Raw genomic sequence first — 16,709 nt, forward strand, 5'->3', positions numbered from 1 at the left:
CGGCTGAGCAAAATCCGGGTGGCGAAAGGCAGCGGCCAGGCCTATAGCACGCCGCCATGAGCCCCGCCCTCCGTCTTGGTTTTCCCGCTGCGCTTCTCTCCTACCTGATCTGGGGGAGCCTGCCGCTCTATATCCGCGCCATGCAGCATACCGGCGCGCTGGAACTGCTCGCGCACCGGGTGCTCTGGTCGGTGCCCACCGCCATCCTGTTCATTGCGGTGGCCGCCAACTGGCGGGATGTTCGCGCCGCCTTCACCGGCAGCAATCTCAAATGGCTCACCGTGTCCGGCCTGCTGATCGGGGCGAACTGGGCCATCTATATCTGGGCCGTCAATGCCGGGCGCACGATGGAAGCGTCTCTGGGCTATTACATCAACCCGCTGGTCAATGTGCTGTTCGGTATGCTGATCTTCTCGGAGAAGCTGCGTCCGGCCCAATGGGTTGCCGTTGCCATCGCCGCCATCGGCGTGGGCGTGATGACCTTCGCCTTCGGCCGTGTGCCCTGGGTCGCGCTGATCCTCTGCATCACCTTTGCCTGCTATTCGGTGATCCGGAAGAAGGTCGCCATCGACAGCCGCGCCGGCTTCCTGGTGGAAGTCGCGCTGCTCGCGCCCGTCGCCCTGGCCTGGCTCACCTGGTTTGCCACCACCCAGCCGGGTGGCCGCTGGCTCGGGGAAGGGGGGTGGGATATTCCGCTGCTGATGGCGGCCGGGCCGATCACGGCCATTCCGCTGATCCTCTATGCTCTTGCTGCCAAGCGGCTGCGTTTCTCCACCATCGGCATGATGCAGTATATCGGGCCCACGATTCAGTTCCTGATCGCCGTGCTGGTCTTCAAGGAGGGCTTCGGGATGACCCACGCCGTCGCCTTCGGTTTCATCTGGACGGCTCTGGTCGTGTTTACCGCCGACAGCCTGATGGGGGATGCCAAGGCCCGGCGCCTCGCGCGCACCGCCCGGCCGGCCTGATACCCGCACAAGAAAACAGCGGCCTCCGTCGGGAGACCGCTGCAAGGTCAAGTGCATGACGGAAATGGAGCCTTCCAGTTCCAAACCTGGCGTTGCAACTGCCGTGCCAGTCTTCGCTCAGAGGCAGCCGTAAGCCGCTTCCACCAGCGCTACCGCGCGCGGATCGCCCACCAGCGAGGCCGATTGACGGTTCATCACATAGGCCGCAGACAGCTCCCGCGCCGGATCGGCAATCGCCATCGACCCGCCCCAGCCCGAATGGCCCAGCGTTTCCGGGTTGGGCCCGAATTTGCCATGGCAATTGATCATGATGCCGGCGCCAAACATGGTATGCATCGGCAACACCAGGTCGGGCCCGTCCACGCGCGGCCGCGTCAGCGCCTCCAGCGTTTCCCGCCGCATCAGCGTCTTGCCCCCGGCGATCTGTCCGCCCCGCGCATAGGCTTCGTAAAGGCTCGCGACTGCCAGGGCCGCCCCATGCCCGTTGGCGGAGGGGATTTCGATCTCCCGCCACGCCCGGCCCGCCCGGTCCGGCGAAGCCCATTTGTAGACAAAGGCCGCTTTGCGCTCCGGCGTCAGGTTGCCCAGCGGCGCCAGCGCCTTGGGCCGCAGCATGTCGCCCACGCGCGGCTCGTCGGCTTGCGGAAGGCCGATCTGGAAATCGATGCCCGCCGGCCCGCAGATGTCTTCCTTCAGGATCGTGCCCACGCTGCGCCCGGTGATGCGTTTGACCACCTCGCCCAGCATGTAGCCCCAGGTCAGCGGGTGATAGCCATGCGCGCTGCCCGGCGGCCACATCGGGGGCAGGGCGGCAATCGCGGCGGCGCAGGCGGGCGGGTCCAGCCACAGCGCGGGGTCGATTTCCTTCTCAAAGCCCGGCAGGCCTGCCTGATGGCTCACCATCTGGCCAATCGTGACCTCGCCTTTACCTTCAGCCGCAAATTCCGGCCACACATCGGCAACGGGCGTCTCATAGCCTGCGGGCAGGTCTTCCACCGCCATCGCCAGCACCAGCGCGGAGATGCCCTTGGAGGCCGAATAGATCGGCACAATCGTTGTCTCGTCCCAGATGCGTTCCTTGCCCCGGTCAGCCCAGCCCCCGCGCAGGTCCACCAGCGTCTCCCCGCCCATGCGCAGGGCAAAGCTCGCCCCATGCTCCTCGCCGCCGGCAAAATTCGCCTCGAATGCCTCGCGCACCGGCTCAAAGCCGGGGGCAACATGGCCGGAAATGGGCGTATCAGTCATGCGTCGGGCTCCCTGTCACATTGATTTCGGCCCGGAAACAGGCCACCCCTTCGACCGCAAGAGACCCCATACCGTCAAGGAGGCAACGCCCCATGTCCACCCCCCACCGCCCGCGCCGTTCCTGCCTCTATATGCCCGGCGCCAACACCCGCGCGCTGGAAAAGGCCCGCGAGATTCCGGCCGATACGCTGATCCTGGACCTGGAAGACGCCGTTGCCCCGGAAGCCAAGGAAGAGGCCCGCGCCGCCATCCTCGCGGCCGTCACCCAGGGCGGCTATGGCAAGCGCGAGATCGTCATCCGCATGAACGGCCTCGACACGCCCTGGGGCCATGAGGATCTCAAGGCCATCGCCACATCCGGCGCCCATGCCGTCCTCGCCCCGAAGGTCACCGGCCACCGCGACATTGAGCGTCTCAGCCAGCTCCTGAAGGATGCCGGCGCGCCCGAGGCAATGGCCCTCTGGGTGATGATCGAAACCCCGCTCGCCATCCTCAACATCAAGGACATCGCCGCCGCCGCCATCGGCACCCACCTCTCCACCTTTGTCATGGGCACGAATGATCTGGCCAAGGAATACCGTGCCCGGATGACCGCTGACCGGCTCGCCTTCCAGACGGCGCTGCAACTCTCCATCGCGGCGGCCCGCGCCTATGGCCTCACCGCGATTGATGGCGTCTATAACGACATCAAGAACGAATCCGGTTTCCGCGACGAGTGCGAGCAAGGCCGCGACCTTGGCTTCGATGGCAAGACCCTGATCCATCCCAGCCAGGTGGACGAAGCCAACCGCATCTTCGCCCCCAGCCCGCATGATGTCGAACAGGCCAAAGCCGTCATCGAAGCCTTTGCCGACCCCGCCAATGCCGGCAAGGGCGTCCTGAAAGTGAACGGCAAGATGACCGAGCTGCTCCACCTGGAAGAGGCCCGCCGCGTGGTGGAGATGGACGAGGCGATCCGCGCCCTCGCCTGAGAGCGCCGGGTGGGGGAGGGGCGTCCGTAAGGCCGCCTTGTCCCCCGTTTTTCCGCAGTAAAAACGCCGCTTCACCAGAGGGTTATCAGAAAAACAGGGCCATCTTATCCACCCCCTGTGCGCCCATGGTATTTTCTGCGCCATGGACACCGAAGATCAGATCCCGGCAGAAGATGCCTTGAGCTACCTGCTCGGCCGGGCGCGGTGGTTCATCCTTAATCTGATCGATTTCATGGATACCGCGCTTGCCCGGCAGCCGGCCTCTCCTTCGCGCCAGGTCATCGCCTATCTCACCCGCCGCGCGCTGCTTCCGGCTGAGACTGCCCTGCGCCGCGCCATCCTGCTGATCGCCAGTGAGATGGAGTTGCCGGTCCCCCGCGCCCCGCAGGCAAAATCGACGCGCCCGGCTGCGCCGCCGCTCCGCAAGGAAGCCCCCGGCGGCCGCGCGCCCGTTTTCCGGATGAACGAACCCCCGCCGCGCGCGGCAAAGACAGAAGGTGCCCCTCCGAAGGCGGAATATCTGCCTGAACATCTTTTCCCCCGTATCCGTACGCTGACCGATGACGTGCTGAGCGCTCCGCCGCCGCCGCTGCCCGCGCCTGCTGCCCGCGATCCGGGCGCGCGTTTTTTCCGGCGGCTTGCCGCGCTGCGCCAGGCTTATGACGATCCCCGGCGCGAAGCCCGCCGCTGGCTGCGCCGCAACGCAGCCCCCGCTCAGCGCCCTGCGCCGATCATCTCGGGGAAAATCCCCGGCACGCGCCGCGCCCTCGGGCCGGACGCGCAGGCGCTCCTCCGGGAGCTGACAGAAGCCGCCCTGCGCACCCTCACCCCCAACACCTCCTGACCCGCCGGAAACTGCCCGCCAGGCTGGAAACCGCCTCCCCCGCACAGAGCAGGGGAGGATAAGGGCGTTTCGCCGCCGTCAACCGCAAGTGCGCCCCCCCCTCGACACGCCGCCAAAGCCCCCTAAGTCAAACCCCAGACAAGCTCAGGAGGCCCCCATGACCTACATCCTCATCCACAATCCCGGCTGCGGCTCCTCGAAGAAGGGGCTCGAACTGCTTCAGGCGAACGGCATCGAGCCGAAGGTGCGCAAGTATATGAATGCGGCAGAGCGGCTGTCGGCGGAGGAGTTGAAGGACGTCGCCAAAAAGATGGGCGTCAAATCCCCCCGCGCCTTCCTGCGCGAGAAGGACGCGGCCGCCGCCGGTCTGCCTGAAACCGCCTCCGATGAAGAGGTCTATGCCGCCATGGCGGAAAACCCGAAGCTCATCCAGCGGCCCATCGGCATCAATGGCAAGAAGGCTGTCCTCGGCCGCCCGAATGAGAAACTGCTCGAGATTGTGTGATTTGGCTGCCGTTCGGCCCGGATTCGTTAAAATTTGATCGATTGGCTTCGCGGTTTCTCAGCCCTGATGGGCGATAACGGCCCCATGTTGTTTATCGCCCTCTCAACTGCCGGTCTCCTCCTTGCCTTTTCGGCCTTCGCTGCCTTCGGGCTGCCCTGGCTTGTCATGGGGAACCGGGCTTTTGAGGAGTTCCCCGAGCGGCGCGATCAACAAGTGATGGCCGGAATGCTGGCCACCACGGCCATCTGCCTCGCGTGCATGCCGCTCCTCGGCTCGGCCCTTGCCGCCGCCAGCCCGCAGCTGCAACTCTTTGCCGAGACGGTGCTGGCTGTGCCGGAACGCTTCTGGAGTTAACCGCCGGAAGCGGCTAAAGCCTCGCCCATCAGAAGATGAGGGCAAGCCATGGCGACCAGCACGAAATCCAATCCGGGCAACTTCTTTGAAGATTTCAAACCCGGCGAAACGCTGATCCACGCCACCCCGCAAACCGTCACCGAAGGCGACATCGCCCTCTACCGCGCGCTGACGGGCAATCGCTATGCCCAGTATTCCTCCGCCGAATTTGCCAAGGCGGCTGGCCTGCCGGGCCTTTGCGTAGACCCGCTGCACGCCTTCCACATCGTCTTCGGCAAGACCGTGCCGGATATTTCCCTCAATGCCGTCGCCAATCTCGGCTATGCTGATGGCCGCATCCTGCGCCCGGTTGAACCTGGCGATACCCTCCGCGCCAGTTCCGAGGTGATCGGGGTGAAGGAAAATTCCAACGGCAAGACGGGCGTGGTCTGGGTGCGCACCAAGGGCGTCAACCAGCGGGCCGAGGAAGTCATCACCTATGTCCGCTGGGTGATGATCAACAAGCGCGATGCGGCCTCGCCTGCGCCTGAAGAAATCGTCCCCAGCCTGCCATCGGCGGTCGCTCCGGCAGACCTCACCGGCTTCCCGGAAATGAAATCCTGGCCCTTTGCCCAATCGGGCAGCCGCCATGTCTTTGAGGATTATGAAGTCGGCGAGAAGATCAACCATGTTGACGGCATGACGGTTGAAGAAGCCGAACACCAGATCGCCACCCGCCTTTATCAGAACACCGCCAAGGTGCATTTCGATGCCCATGGCCAGAAGGCCAGCCGTTTTGGCAAACGGCTCATCTATGGCGGCGTGGTCATCTCGATTGCCCGCTCGCTCGCCTTCAACGGCCTTGAGAATGCCGGTCAGATCCTCGCCATCAACGCGGGAACGCATGTGAACCCGCTCTTTGCCGGCGATACGATCTATGCCTGGAGCGAAGTGCTGGCCAAAACAGAGCTGTCAGACACCTGCGGCGCCCTGCGCCTGCGCCTGGTGGCCGTGAAGGATGCAGACCCCGGCGCCTTTATCTACAAGGACGAAGCCGGCAAGCACGACCCGCGCGTCCTCCTCGATTTCGACTATTGGGCCGCCATTCCCCGCGCCCGCTAGCGGATAGGTTCTGCCACCCTATATCCATGCGATGGGCGGCTATCCTCCATATGCGGGCTTCACCGAATTTGCGATTGCGCTCGGCGTGATCCTCTCGGCCATTGTCAGCCTGCTCGGCACCTCCAGCCGCAAGCGCATGATTGCGCAAGGGGAGGCGCGCCTGCAGGATCTCTCCGAAATGACGGGGATTCTCGACCCCAAGCAGCTCTTTGCCGTGTTTGGGCCGCCGGATATGGGCCGGGTCTGGCGCAGTGTCACCCTGCTGGACATTCGCCGCGCCCGGACCCCTGCCGGCTGGCTGATGTCGAGCGACCTTGTGGATTATGCCTGCATTCTGGCGGCGTTCATCGGCATCGCCATAAACTACTGGCTCGTTCCACTGCTTTTGCTCGGGGCATTGGGGGTACAGGCGGCTGGCTGGATTGTGTCGGCCCGCGTTCCGAAATAAGGGGCAGGGGGGAGCGCGGTTTCGCGCATGTGGGGAAATCTAGGAAGCGGTCCATGAAGCTCTGGAAGATGAACGGTGCGGGCAATGCCTTTGCCATTTTCGATGCCCGCTCGACGGCATTTACGCCAACTGTGGAGCAGATCCGCAAAATCGCGGCGGATCTGAAGGCCGATCAGGTGATCGCGATGGAGCGCGATGCCACCAAGGACGTCTTCATGCGCATCTGGAACTCCGACGGTTCGGAAGTCTCCGCCTGCGGCAACGCCACCCGCTGTGTAGGCCTTTTGATGCTGGACGAGACGGGGAAAGACCGCGTGACCATCCAGACCGAGGCCGACATGCTGCGCGCCTCCCGTGCCGAAGGCGGCCTGATCACGGTCGATATGGGCTCCCCCCAGATGGGCTGGGAAGACATTCCGCTGTCCGAGAAGATGGATGTGCGCGGCGTGGACCTGAAGATCGGTCCAATCGACGCGCCGATCCTGTCGCGCCCGGCCGTTGTCTCGATGGGCAATCCTCACGCTGTCTTCTTCGTGAAGGATGTGGACGCGTATGATATCCCGGCCATCGGCCCGCTGGTCGAATGGCATCCTCTGTTTCCCGAAGGCACGAATGTCGGCTTTGCACAGGTGATTGACCGGGAAACCATCCGCCTGCGCGTCTGGGAGCGGGCCGCCGGCCTGACGAAAGCCTGCGGCACCGGCGCCTGCGCCGCTTTGGTTTGCGCCGCCCGCGCCGGGCTGACGGGCCGCAAGGCAAGGATGATCCTTGATGGCGGGGATCTCTTCATCGACTGGCGCGAAACCGATGACCATGTCTACATGACCGGTCCGGTCGAGCTGGAATTTGAAGCCGAAATCTGAACCCCCGGCTCAGGGTATTGCGCGGGATCGTTATCGCGCTCAATCTGGACGACACTTATCAGAGGAACTACCCCCATGCGGCCCGCCTTGACCCTTGCGACCCTCCTTCTCGCGGCAGCGGCCGCTCAGGCCCAATCCATCTCGGTGAACAAGGGACAATGGTCCGTCACCCAGGATATGTATTACGAAGTCAGCGCCGGGGGTGAAGTGATTGATATCCCGGCCGAGCATACCGCCATCGAGGAATGCTGGTCGCTGGACGAGGAAGTCCTGATCGATGAAAGCATGGTCGAAATGTTCGAAGGCTGCGTCTCCACCGGGGTAAACGCAAAGCAGTTCGGGCTCGATATCGGTCTTTCGTGCAATTTTGACGGCATCAATGTCGACGGCGCCGCGCTGTTCTCAGTCTCCCATGGACGGGACAGCTTCGCCGCCCAGATTTACCTCGCAAGCCCCAGCGGCGATGAAATCGATTTCCAGAGCCATATCCTGATGATCGGCCACCGCACCGGCACCTGCCAGGCCCCCGGCTGAGGTCCAGCAGGCCTATCTGCTTGCAATTTGGCCCCATCGGCGCGATCTGACGGGCTCATGGCTGACACCGCCCCACCTTCCGGCCCGACCGTCATCACGCTCGGATGCCGCCTCAACACCTACGAGTCCGAGGTGATGCGCCGCCATGCGCAGGAGGCGGGTCTCGGTGATGCGGTGATCGTCAACACCTGCGCGGTCACCTCCGAAGCCGTGCGCGGCGCCCGCCAGGCCATCCGCCGGGCCGCCCGCGAGAACCCCGGCGCGCCGATCCTGGTCACCGGCTGCGCCGCCCAGACAGACCCCGGCGCCTTCGCCGCCATGCCGGAAGTCACCCGCGTCATCGGCAATCATGACAAGATGAAAGCCGAAACCTGGAAACCGGCAGACCTGCTCGGCGGGGAAGAGAAGGTCCGGGTGAACGACATCATGAGCGTGCGCGAAACCGCCGCCCATCTGATCGACGGCATGGAAGGCCGCGCGCGCGCCTATGTGCAGGTCCAGAATGGCTGCGACCATCGCTGCACCTTCTGCATCATCCCCTATGGCCGCGGAAACTCCCGCTCGGTTCCGGCAGGGGAGGTGGTGGCCCAGGTGCGCGCCCTCGTCGCCAGCGGGCATCATGAAGTGGTGCTGACCGGCGTGGACCTCACCAGCTGGGGCGCAGACCTTCCGGGCACGCCGCAGCTCGGCAATCTGGTTCAGCGCCTCCTGAAGCTCGTGCCAGACCTCCGCCAGCTGCGCATATCCTCCATCGACGCCATCGAGATGGACGAAGCCCTGCTTGAGGCGATGACAGATCCGCGCCTTGCGCCCTATTTTCACCTTTCGCTCCAGCATGGCGACAATCTCATCCTGAAGCGGATGAAGCGCCGCCATAGCCGCGAAGACGCCATTCAGCTTACAGAACGTCTGCGGACCTTACGGCCAGATATTGCTCTGGGAGCGGACATCATCGCCGGATTCCCGACGGAAACCGAAGCGCATTTTGAAAACTCCCTCCGTCTTGTCGAAGAATGCGGCCTCTCGTTCCTGCATGCCTTCCCCTACAGCCCGCGCCCCGGAACGCCGGCGGCAAGGATGCCCCAACTCGCCAAGCCGCTGGTCAAGGAGCGCGCCGCCCGCCTGCGTGAGGCCGGAGAGGCAGCGCTGCGGCGCCACTTCGCCCGCCATGCAGACCAGGTGCGCGAAGCCCTTGTCGAGCGCGGCAGCATGGCCCGCCTTTCAGACTTCACCCAGGTAAAACTCATCTGGCCGGATGGGGCAGGGAGCGACACGGCAGGGCGCGTTCTCCGTGTACAGATAACCGGCCATGACGATAAACAGCTATTTGGAACACCCCTCTCATGATCCTCTGGTTCGGCAAGAAAAAGAAACTCGAAGAGGCCAAGGCTGCCGGCGAAGCGATGAAGGCGCCGGAGCTGACGGCGGAGGAAATCGCCGCGCAGGAAGCGGCCGCGCGCGAGAAGGAAGAGATCGAGCGCAAGGTCGCCGAGGCCAACCGCGCCTGGGAAGAACGCCAGCGCCGGGAAGCTCAGGAGGCGGAGGATGAAGCCGTCCGCGCCAAGGCGGCGGCGGAACTCAAACTTCTCGAAGAGCGCCGCGAGCATGAACGCCTGCGCGCGGAAGCTGCCGAGGCTGCGCGCCTTGCTGCGGAGGCGGAAGCCAATGATCCGGGCCTCTTCGGGCGTCTGGGCGAAGGCCTGGCCCGCTCCACAGCCAAGCTCAGCGAGGGCATTGCCGCCCTCGGCCGCCGCAAGCTGGATGAGGATACGCTGGAGGAGCTGCAGGACCTTCTCATCACTTCCGATATGGGCACCAGGGTCGCCGCCCGCGTCACCAAAGGGCTCGCCAAGGGCAGGTTCGACAAGGAAATCTCCGGCGACGAGATCCGGCTCGCCCTGGCTGAAGAGATCGAAGAGATTCTGAAACCGCGCGAAAAAGTGGTCGACTTTTCAGATGGCCCCCGCCCGCGCATCGTGCTCTTCGTCGGCGTCAATGGCTCAGGCAAGACGACCACCATCGGCAAGATTGCGTCAAAGCTGAAGGATCAGGGCGCCAAGGCGCTGCTGGTGGCAGGCGACACCTTCCGCGCGGCCGCCGTGGAACAACTAAAAGTTTGGGGCGCGCGCGCCGATATTCCGGTGCTTGCCAAAGATACCGGCGCGGATGCCGCCGGCCTCGTTTATGAAGCCGTGGAGCGGGCCAAAGCGCAGGATCTCGATCTTGTGCTGGTGGATACGGCAGGCCGCCTCCAGAACAAGGCGGAGCTGATGTCGGAGCTTGCCAAGGTCGTCCGTGTCGTGAGGAAAATTGATCCCGATGCCCCGCATGACGTGATCCTGGTACTTGATGCCACGGTCGGCCAGAACGCGCTCTCCCAGGTCGAGGCGTTCCGGCATACGGCCGGCGTCACCGGTCTCGTGATGACCAAGCTCGACGGCACCGCAAAGGGCGGCGTGCTGGTCGCCATCGCCGAAGCGTATGATCTGCCGATCCATTTCATCGGCATCGGCGAAAAAGCAGAAGACCTCCGCCCGTTCAGCGCGGAGGCCTTTGCAAAGGCGCTGGTGGGCATCAAGGCGCCCTAGGTTTACTCGGCGGCCTTTGCCACGCTCCGGCCATCGTCAAATATCTCTTCGATATGCCGCTCGAACAAGCGGGCAATGGCGAAGGCCAGTGGCAGGGAAGGGTCATACTTGCCGGTCTCGATGGCGTTGACCGATTGGCGGGATACGTCCAGCAGGTCAGCCAGTTGCTGCTGGCTCCAGCCGCGTTCAGCCCTCAGGGCACGGATATTGTTTTCCATGGCCCGGCCCCTCAGACCGTCTTGCCAAGAGATTGGCGAAGATGCGCAAGGCCATAGAAGAAGAAAAAGCCCGGTCCAAACAGGAAGAGGGGAATGTCGGGGATCACGTTGAACCGCTCAAGGAAGCCCAGAATGAAGATGGCCCCGGTCAGCATTACGCCGCCTTCCGACAGGGCCTGCAATTGCCGCATCCGTGTGTACTCGTCCGTCTCCCGGACCAGCCGCAGGATGGCCATCAGAATGGCGATCAGCGGAAGGGCGATCGCCACCGCTGCGCCCATGCGCACGCCGGTGGAGGCTGTGTCGAGGTCGATGAAGGTGAGGGCAACGGAGATGGCCACACAATAGAGCGCCATCATCGGGACGAAGATCCGCATGTAGCGCTTATTGGCGGTACGAAAGCCTTTGGGTTGGGTCACGGGAAAGCTCCATGTCAAGTTTCCTTGTCTATATGACAAGGAAACTTGTCTTGTAAAGGACCCTTTACAGACATTTTTTGAGCTCCGCGCATAACAAATCCCGGCGCGGCGAGGCCGGCCGGGACATGCAGAATGCTGAAAGGACGAGGAGGCCTATTCTGCCGCCATGGCGCTCGCCGGCGCGGCCCGCGCGCCGCGCATGAGGCGGCCGGGCAGCTTGCCGGTCGGGTCGCCGTCGCGGTGGGTGATCTCGCCCTGAAGGATGGTCGCGGTATAGCCCGAGGCGCGCTGCATCAGGCGGCGCCCGCCCGCCGGCAGGTCGCGTACCACGTTGGGCAGGTGCAGCTTCATATTGGCTAGATCAATCACATTGAGGTCCGCGCGGTATCCCGGCGCAATCAGGCCCCGGTCCCAGAGGCCGATCCATTCGGCGGTCTTTCGCGCCTGGCGATGTACGATGCTCTCGACACTGAGTTTCTGACCCTTCGTCCGGTCACGCACCCAATGGGTCAGCATGGTGGAGGTGAACGAGCCGTCACAAATCATGCCGACATGCGCGCCGCCATCGGAGAGGCCGGGCAGGGTGGCCGGGCTCTGCATCATCTCCAGGATCGGATCGAGGCTGCCTTGGGCGTAGTTGAGGAAAGGCAGGTAGAGCACGCCGCTGCCCTCCCGCTCCAGCATCAGGTCCAGCGCCACGGCTTCAGGTGAAACCCCGCGCGCCTCGGCCATCGCGGCCAGCGTGCTTTCCGGGCCCGGCTCATAGTTTACCGGATCGGTGAGCTGGAAGATCTTGCCGAAATTGCGGACCATGGATTTCAGGAACGGATTGTCCGTCTGCGGCGCATCGGCCAGAAGGCGTGCGCGGAATTCCGGGTCGCGCAGACGGGCCACACGCGCTGCCAGCGGAAGATCGGCAATCTCCCGATAGGTCGGGTGAGCGCTGAACGGGTTCAGCGTCAGCTCCAGCCCCAGCAGCACGCCCACCGGGCGCGGCGCCACCTGCGCGCGAATCGGCACGCCGTCTGCGGCCGCCGCCTCAATCGCGCCGAGCAGGTGTCGCCAGCCATTGGGTGCCACATCCGATTGGGCCAGGGACACAGACAATGGCCGCCCGGTCTTCTCGACGATCCGGCGCAGCATCGCCGCTTCCTTCTGCGGGTCGTCAAAGTCTGAGACGAACTGCAGCACGCCGCGGCCTGCCTCGGCCAGGCCCATGCCGATGCCGGTGAGTTCGGCTTCAGAGGCTGTCAGCGTCGGGGTCGGCTGGCCGTCGGAGGTGCGGTGGTTCAGCGTGCGCGAGGTGGAAAAGCCCATCGCGCCGGCCATCACGGCCTCCTTGGCGAGCTTTGCCATGGCGGCAATATCGTCCGGGGTCGCATCTTCCCGGTTTGCGCCCCGGTCGCCCATCACGAATACGCGCAGCGCAGCATGGGGCAGCTGCGCGCACACGTCTGTGTCGAAGCGGCGGGCGGAGAGGAATTCTAGATAGTCCGGAAAGCTTTCCCAGGTCCAGGGAAGGCCCTGTGCCAGAACGGGGAAGGGGATGTCTTCCACGCCTTCCATCAGGCGGATCAGCCGGTCATGATCCTCGCTCTTGCAGGGCGCAAAGCCCACGCCGCAATTGCCCATCACAACGGTGGTAACCCCGTGCAGGGAAGACGGGCTGATCGCCTCGCCCCAAGTCACCTGGCCATCATAATGGGTGTGCAGGTCCACAAAGCCCGGGGTGACGATCTGGCCTTTCGCATCAATCTCTTCGATGCCCTTGCCGCTGACCTTGCCCACCTGCGTGATAACACCGCCGGAAACGGCCACATCGCCCTCGAAGGCTGCCCCGCCACTGCCATCAATGATGGTGCCGCCGCGAATGATCAGATCGTGGGTTGCCATGTGCGTAGTCCTCCGGTGGCCTTTATCTTCATTCAGGATGCCTCAAGGACAGGGGGTGTCAAACCCTGACGCCGCGACCCCCTCTGTCAAAACAGGCGCGGGAAAAAGAAAGAGCGGAGCGGCTTTGACGCCGCTCCGCTCGGTATGTGCCTCATTTTGCGCGGTCTCAGGGCGCGCTGATCAGCCGGTCTTCCAGACCGTCCCGCTCGCGGCCACCGAACACGGCTGCGCCCGCGGCCACAAAGGCGCCGATCATCATCGCCAGCGCGGTGGCAATGGCCAATGTTGCACTCGCCGCGCGGGCCGCGTCGGCCTCGTCCTTGGCGGCTTCACGGGCTTCGGCGATTTCGGTGAAAGCCAGCTGCACGCGGGCTTCAGCCTCGCTGTCGCTCATGCCGGTCCACTCGATCACGTCGGCAGTAAGCCAGGCGCGGTCTTCAGCGGTCACGGCTTCTTCGTCTGCAATCGCGCGGATCACCAGACGGCCAGCCTGCTCGCGGGCCCCGTCCAGCGTGATCGGATTGCCACCAGGGATGCGGTAAAGCCGGTCGGTGATGACATTCGGGGGCGCGAGGGCGTCCTCCTCGGAGGCAACGGCCGCTGTAGTCACGGCAGCGGCTGCCGCCGATCCACCTGCAGCGGCAACGCCTGCAATGGCAAACATGAACGCGCTTGCCACGGCCCAGGTGAGAAAGCCGTGTACACTGTCCCGAAAGAAAACCTCATCCCGGTGGATGGCCCAGCGGCGGCGCACGCGGCCGGCGAGATAACCCCCGGCAATCGAAGCGAAGATCTGGATGAAGATCAGCCAGATGATGGTGACCACGCCGATTGTCGTCAGCGATAGCCCATCATCGGCAAAGGGCGACATGGCGCCAAAGCCAAAGGCAGAGCCGAGGACAACGAGAACAATCGTCAGCCCAAGCGCGGCAAAGGCGCCGGCAAAGACGGCGGACCAGCTAATCGCCGGGCCTTCCCAGCGCGAAGGGGACGCGCCCGCAGGCGCGTGAATAGGTGCATCAGTCATGATGAGCGCCTCCTTAGAAGATGAGAAGAATGAGAAGGATCAGCGGGATCGGAACCCCGAGAAACCAGAGTAAAATGCCCTTGCCCATGATGGGTGTTTCCTCCTGTGAATGACCCACGCCCGCCACGTATCGTCGAAGGGTAACGCTCCGCTCTCCGTTAGGTTCCCGCTCTGCTTGTTTGGGAGCGCTTGCTGCACAATCGAACGGGTTCCTCCGCCAAAGGAGGAAAGCCCGGGGCGGCCCGCAAAAGAACGCCTCGCGCGTCCCTGCGGCACGGCTTCCCTCGGTCCGCAAACCCGCCTAATCGGGGCGCGCATGTCTGCTTCGCTCCTCCCGGTTGTTCTCTGTCTTCTCTCTGCGCTGACGGTCGCGATCACCAATGTCATGGTGAAGCGCGGCGGCGACGTACTGACCGCGCGGGCCATCGTTGCCATCGTCATGGGGCTCAGCGTCCTGCCGCTCCTGCCATTTGCGCCGCTGCCGCCGCCGGAAACCTGGCCGCTGATCGCCGTGTCAGTCGTCGTGCACTGGTTCTATCAGTTCTCCGCCATCCGGGCGCTGCACCGGGGCGCGCTCTCGCTCGTCTTTCCGGTGATGCGCGGGCTCGGGCCCCTGGCCACCGCCGTGCTTGCCGCCATCTGGCTGCGCGAAAGCCTCTCGCCCATCCAGATTGCGGGCCTGATGGTGGCTTCGCTCTCGATCCTTGTCTTTGCCCTGCCGACGGGCCTGACCGAAGCGGCGCGCCGTCTTGACCGGGCCGCGCTCTTCTGGGCGCTGATGACCGCGATCGGGGTAGGTCTTTATGCGGTGGCCGATACGCGCGCCGCCCGCGCCATGGAAACGCCGCTGACTTTTGTTGTCTGGCTGTTCCTGCTCGACTGGATCGGCGTCACGCTGGTCCTCCTCTGGCAGCGGAAGGGCAGGGTGGTCGCCTGCTTGCGCAAGGAGGCGCGCGCGGGCGCCATCGGCGGCATAGCGGGCTCGCTCTCCTATGGCATGGCGATCTATGCCTACACGCTGACAGACGCCGCCATGGTGACGGCGCTGCGCGAAACATCCGTGGTCTTCGCCGCCGCGTTTGGCGCCTGGCTGCTGAAGGAGGGTTTTGGCAAACGGCGCATCTTCGCTGCGGCAACGCTCGCTGCCGGGCTTGTGCTGATGCAGGCGGCAGGCTGACGGAACCTTTCATTCATGAGAAGACGGTAGCGAGCTGAACCGGAAGCTGCTCCCGCGCGTAAGGAATGCCATGACCGAGATGACCCCGCCCCCTTCGCCCGCCAATGGCATCGGCACCGCTGCCGGCAAGGCAAATCAGATCTGGGGCGATTTCATCCCCGTGATCGGCTTCATCCTCACATACAATGTGTTTCGCCGCGTGGAGCTGCTCGGCGGGCTGATCAACAAGGATACAGCCATCTACTGGGCCACCGGTGTGTTGATCGTCCTGATGCTTGGTTTCCTCGGCAAGCAGATCATCGAGCGCAAACCCGTTTCGCAGATGATGGTGTTTTCCTCCGCCATTGTCGGCGGCTTTGGTCTCATCGGCATCCTGCTTCAGGAGAAGGCCTTCATCTATGTGAAGCCGACAATCCAGCAGATCTTCATGGCCGGCATGATCTTCATTCCGCTGCTGTTCGGGAAGAACCTCTGGAAGACGCTCTTTTCAAAAGTATTCGATCTTCCGGATTTCGCCTGGCGCACGCTGGCCATTCGCTGGGGCCTCTTCTTCATCGCCATGGCCTTCTGGAATGAATATCTCTGGCGCACCTATGCGCCCGGTTTTGAAAGTCCGCTTGTGCTCGCCGGCATTCCGGTGGCGCCTGCTGGGACCTATGAATTCCTTGGCCTGACATTCGGCGCGAAGAATGCCGAAGATGTCTGGGCAAACTGGAAGCTCGGCAACATGGTGATCGTCTTCCTCTTCGGCGCACTGAATACGCCTTACACGCTGAAGCACCTGCGCACCGACGAAGCGCCCCCCGAAACGGCCTGACGCTTTGCAGCAGTGAACCCGCCTGAGACAGGCTGCCGCAGTCTACCGCGTCACCTTATCCGTACCCGGCGGGTTACCAAATGGCGGGAATATCTTCATATGCCGGGTCTGGGCAAAATGCGTCAGAGCCCATACAGCGGTCGGAAAGGCCATCTGCGACCAGGGGATCTCGGACCATCGGACGAGTTTCACCTCTTCGCTTTCCGGTCCTGGCGCGATGTCTGACAATAGTTTCGCGCGGAACATGATCTGAACCTGCGAAATGCGGGGCACGGAATAGACGCCGAGAATGCCTTCAAGCTCGATTTCGGCCATCGCCTCCTCGCGGGCTTCGCGCCGCGCGGCGTCTTCCACGCTCTCTCCTTCTTCCATGAATCCGGCCGGAAGGGTCCAGAAGCCCTTGCGGGGTTCGATTGCACGCCTACAGATGAGGATAAGGTCGTCCTTGATTACGACCGATCCGGCTACAATCTTAGGATTCACGTAATCAATAAAATTACAGCGATTGCAGATTCTCCGCTCTCGATCGTCCCCATCTGGCACATCAAGGCGAAAATCTGTGTTCTGGAAAGGAGTTGGCAATTGATCAGTCATCCAATCTTTATCCTGTCGCCTATATGGAGAATGTGTTTGATCCGCCTACGGGGCTCTTGTTAACGCCCCGGAACACGGATCGGCCCCTTTCCCAGTCCCGTCCTCCCCGGACACCTAACAATACACTAACCAATCAAGGAACC

General features: G+C 63.6%; 19 protein-coding genes. 13 read left to right on the forward strand and 6 right to left on the reverse strand.

The features are described from left to right. Positions 1-56 precede the first annotated feature (56 nt). On the forward strand, positions 57-968 hold the full coding sequence (gene rarD / locus HPO_RS09140; protein WP_035597410.1) for an EamA family transporter RarD: 912 nt from the start codon (positions 57-59) through the stop codon (positions 966-968). A 117-nt stretch (positions 969-1,085) separates the two neighbouring features. On the opposite strand, the gene HPO_RS09145 is transcribed toward rarD, so the two are convergent. Next, a complete protein-coding gene (locus HPO_RS09145; protein WP_035597414.1) occupies positions 1,086-2,213 on the reverse strand; it encodes a serine hydrolase domain-containing protein in 1,128 nt (375 codons plus the stop codon). A gap of 92 nt (positions 2,214-2,305) precedes the next feature. Between HPO_RS09145 and HPO_RS09150 the strand changes: the two genes are divergently transcribed. The 10 genes from HPO_RS09150 (at position 2,306) to ftsY (ending at position 10,421) form a co-directional block, all read left to right on the forward strand. Beyond that, positions 2,306-3,184: an HpcH/HpaI aldolase/citrate lyase family protein gene (locus HPO_RS09150; protein WP_035597417.1), complete on the forward strand. Its 879-nt coding sequence runs from the start codon at positions 2,306-2,308 to the stop codon at positions 3,182-3,184. Positions 3,185-3,326: 142 nt separating this feature from the next. Then, positions 3,327-4,028, forward strand: a complete 702-nt coding sequence (locus HPO_RS09155; protein ID WP_035597420.1) for a hypothetical protein — start codon at positions 3,327-3,329, stop codon at positions 4,026-4,028. 157 nt (positions 4,029-4,185) lie between these two features. Next, entirely contained in the window at positions 4,186-4,533 is a 348-nt protein-coding gene (locus HPO_RS09160; RefSeq protein ID WP_035597422.1) for an ArsC/Spx/MgsR family protein, read from the forward strand. 33 nt (positions 4,534-4,566) lie between these two features. Beyond that, positions 4,567-4,887: a hypothetical protein gene (locus HPO_RS09165; protein WP_157532751.1), complete on the forward strand. Its 321-nt coding sequence runs from the start codon at positions 4,567-4,569 to the stop codon at positions 4,885-4,887. 48 nt (positions 4,888-4,935) lie between these two features. After that, positions 4,936-5,988 carry a MaoC family dehydratase gene (locus HPO_RS09170; RefSeq protein WP_035597426.1) on the forward strand — a complete coding sequence of 351 codons (1,053 nt, stop codon included), beginning with the start codon at positions 4,936-4,938 and terminating at the stop codon, positions 5,986-5,988. 31 nt (positions 5,989-6,019) lie between these two features. Continuing rightward, complete coding sequence (locus tag HPO_RS09175; protein ID WP_035597427.1) at positions 6,020-6,436, forward strand: hypothetical protein; 417 nt, start codon at positions 6,020-6,022, stop codon at positions 6,434-6,436. Positions 6,437-6,489: 53 nt separating this feature from the next. Continuing rightward, entirely contained in the window at positions 6,490-7,299 is an 810-nt protein-coding gene (dapF, locus tag HPO_RS09180) for a diaminopimelate epimerase (protein ID WP_035597429.1), read from the forward strand. A gap of 75 nt (positions 7,300-7,374) precedes the next feature. Continuing rightward, positions 7,375-7,833, forward strand: coding sequence for a DUF3617 family protein (locus tag HPO_RS09185; RefSeq protein WP_035597432.1), 459 nt, complete (start codon positions 7,375-7,377; stop codon positions 7,831-7,833). Between the two features lie 57 nt (positions 7,834-7,890). Continuing rightward, complete coding sequence (mtaB, locus tag HPO_RS09190; RefSeq protein ID WP_035597434.1) at positions 7,891-9,180, forward strand: tRNA (N(6)-L-threonylcarbamoyladenosine(37)-C(2))-methylthiotransferase MtaB; 1,290 nt, start codon at positions 7,891-7,893, stop codon at positions 9,178-9,180. Next, positions 9,177-10,421, forward strand: a complete 1,245-nt coding sequence (gene ftsY / locus HPO_RS09195; RefSeq protein ID WP_035597436.1) for a signal recognition particle-docking protein FtsY — start codon at positions 9,177-9,179, stop codon at positions 10,419-10,421. The genes mtaB and ftsY overlap by 4 nt, the downstream gene beginning before the upstream one ends. A 2-nt stretch (positions 10,422-10,423) precedes the next feature. On the opposite strand, the gene HPO_RS09200 is transcribed toward ftsY, so the two are convergent. From HPO_RS09200 to HPO_RS09215, 4 genes are all read right to left on the reverse strand, one after another. Beyond that, positions 10,424-10,639: a helix-turn-helix transcriptional regulator gene (locus HPO_RS09200; protein WP_035597438.1), complete on the reverse strand. Its 216-nt coding sequence runs from the start codon at positions 10,637-10,639 to the stop codon at positions 10,424-10,426. A gap of 11 nt (positions 10,640-10,650) precedes the next feature. Continuing rightward, positions 10,651-11,058: a hypothetical protein gene (locus HPO_RS09205; RefSeq protein WP_051612479.1), complete on the reverse strand. Its 408-nt coding sequence runs from the start codon at positions 11,056-11,058 to the stop codon at positions 10,651-10,653. A gap of 153 nt (positions 11,059-11,211) precedes the next feature. After that, a complete protein-coding gene (locus HPO_RS09210) occupies positions 11,212-12,951 on the reverse strand; it encodes an N-acyl-D-amino-acid deacylase family protein (RefSeq protein ID WP_035597440.1) in 1,740 nt (579 codons plus the stop codon). 166 nt (positions 12,952-13,117) lie between these two features. Further along, positions 13,118-13,978, reverse strand: a complete 861-nt coding sequence (locus HPO_RS09215) for an MFS transporter (protein ID WP_051612480.1) — start codon at positions 13,976-13,978, stop codon at positions 13,118-13,120. A gap of 316 nt (positions 13,979-14,294) precedes the next feature. Here HPO_RS09215 and HPO_RS09220 point away from each other — a divergent pair, with 316 nt between their 5' ends. Further along, the gene (locus tag HPO_RS09220) at positions 14,295-15,155 is read left to right on the forward strand and encodes a DMT family transporter (RefSeq protein WP_035597443.1); all 861 of its coding nucleotides are present in this window, start codon (positions 14,295-14,297) and stop codon (positions 15,153-15,155) included. Between the two features lie 70 nt (positions 15,156-15,225). After that, positions 15,226-15,972, forward strand: coding sequence for an inner membrane-spanning protein YciB (locus HPO_RS09225; protein ID WP_233349207.1), 747 nt, complete (start codon positions 15,226-15,228; stop codon positions 15,970-15,972). 42 nt (positions 15,973-16,014) lie between these two features. Here HPO_RS09225 and HPO_RS09230 read toward each other — a convergent pair whose 3' ends face one another. Next, positions 16,015-16,566: an NUDIX hydrolase gene (locus tag HPO_RS09230; protein ID WP_051612481.1), complete on the reverse strand. Its 552-nt coding sequence runs from the start codon at positions 16,564-16,566 to the stop codon at positions 16,015-16,017. Positions 16,567-16,709 lie beyond the last annotated feature (143 nt).

Source organism: Hyphomonas polymorpha PS728, assembly GCF_000685315.1.
Taxonomy (GTDB): Bacteria; Pseudomonadota; Alphaproteobacteria; order Caulobacterales; family Hyphomonadaceae; genus Hyphomonas; species Hyphomonas polymorpha.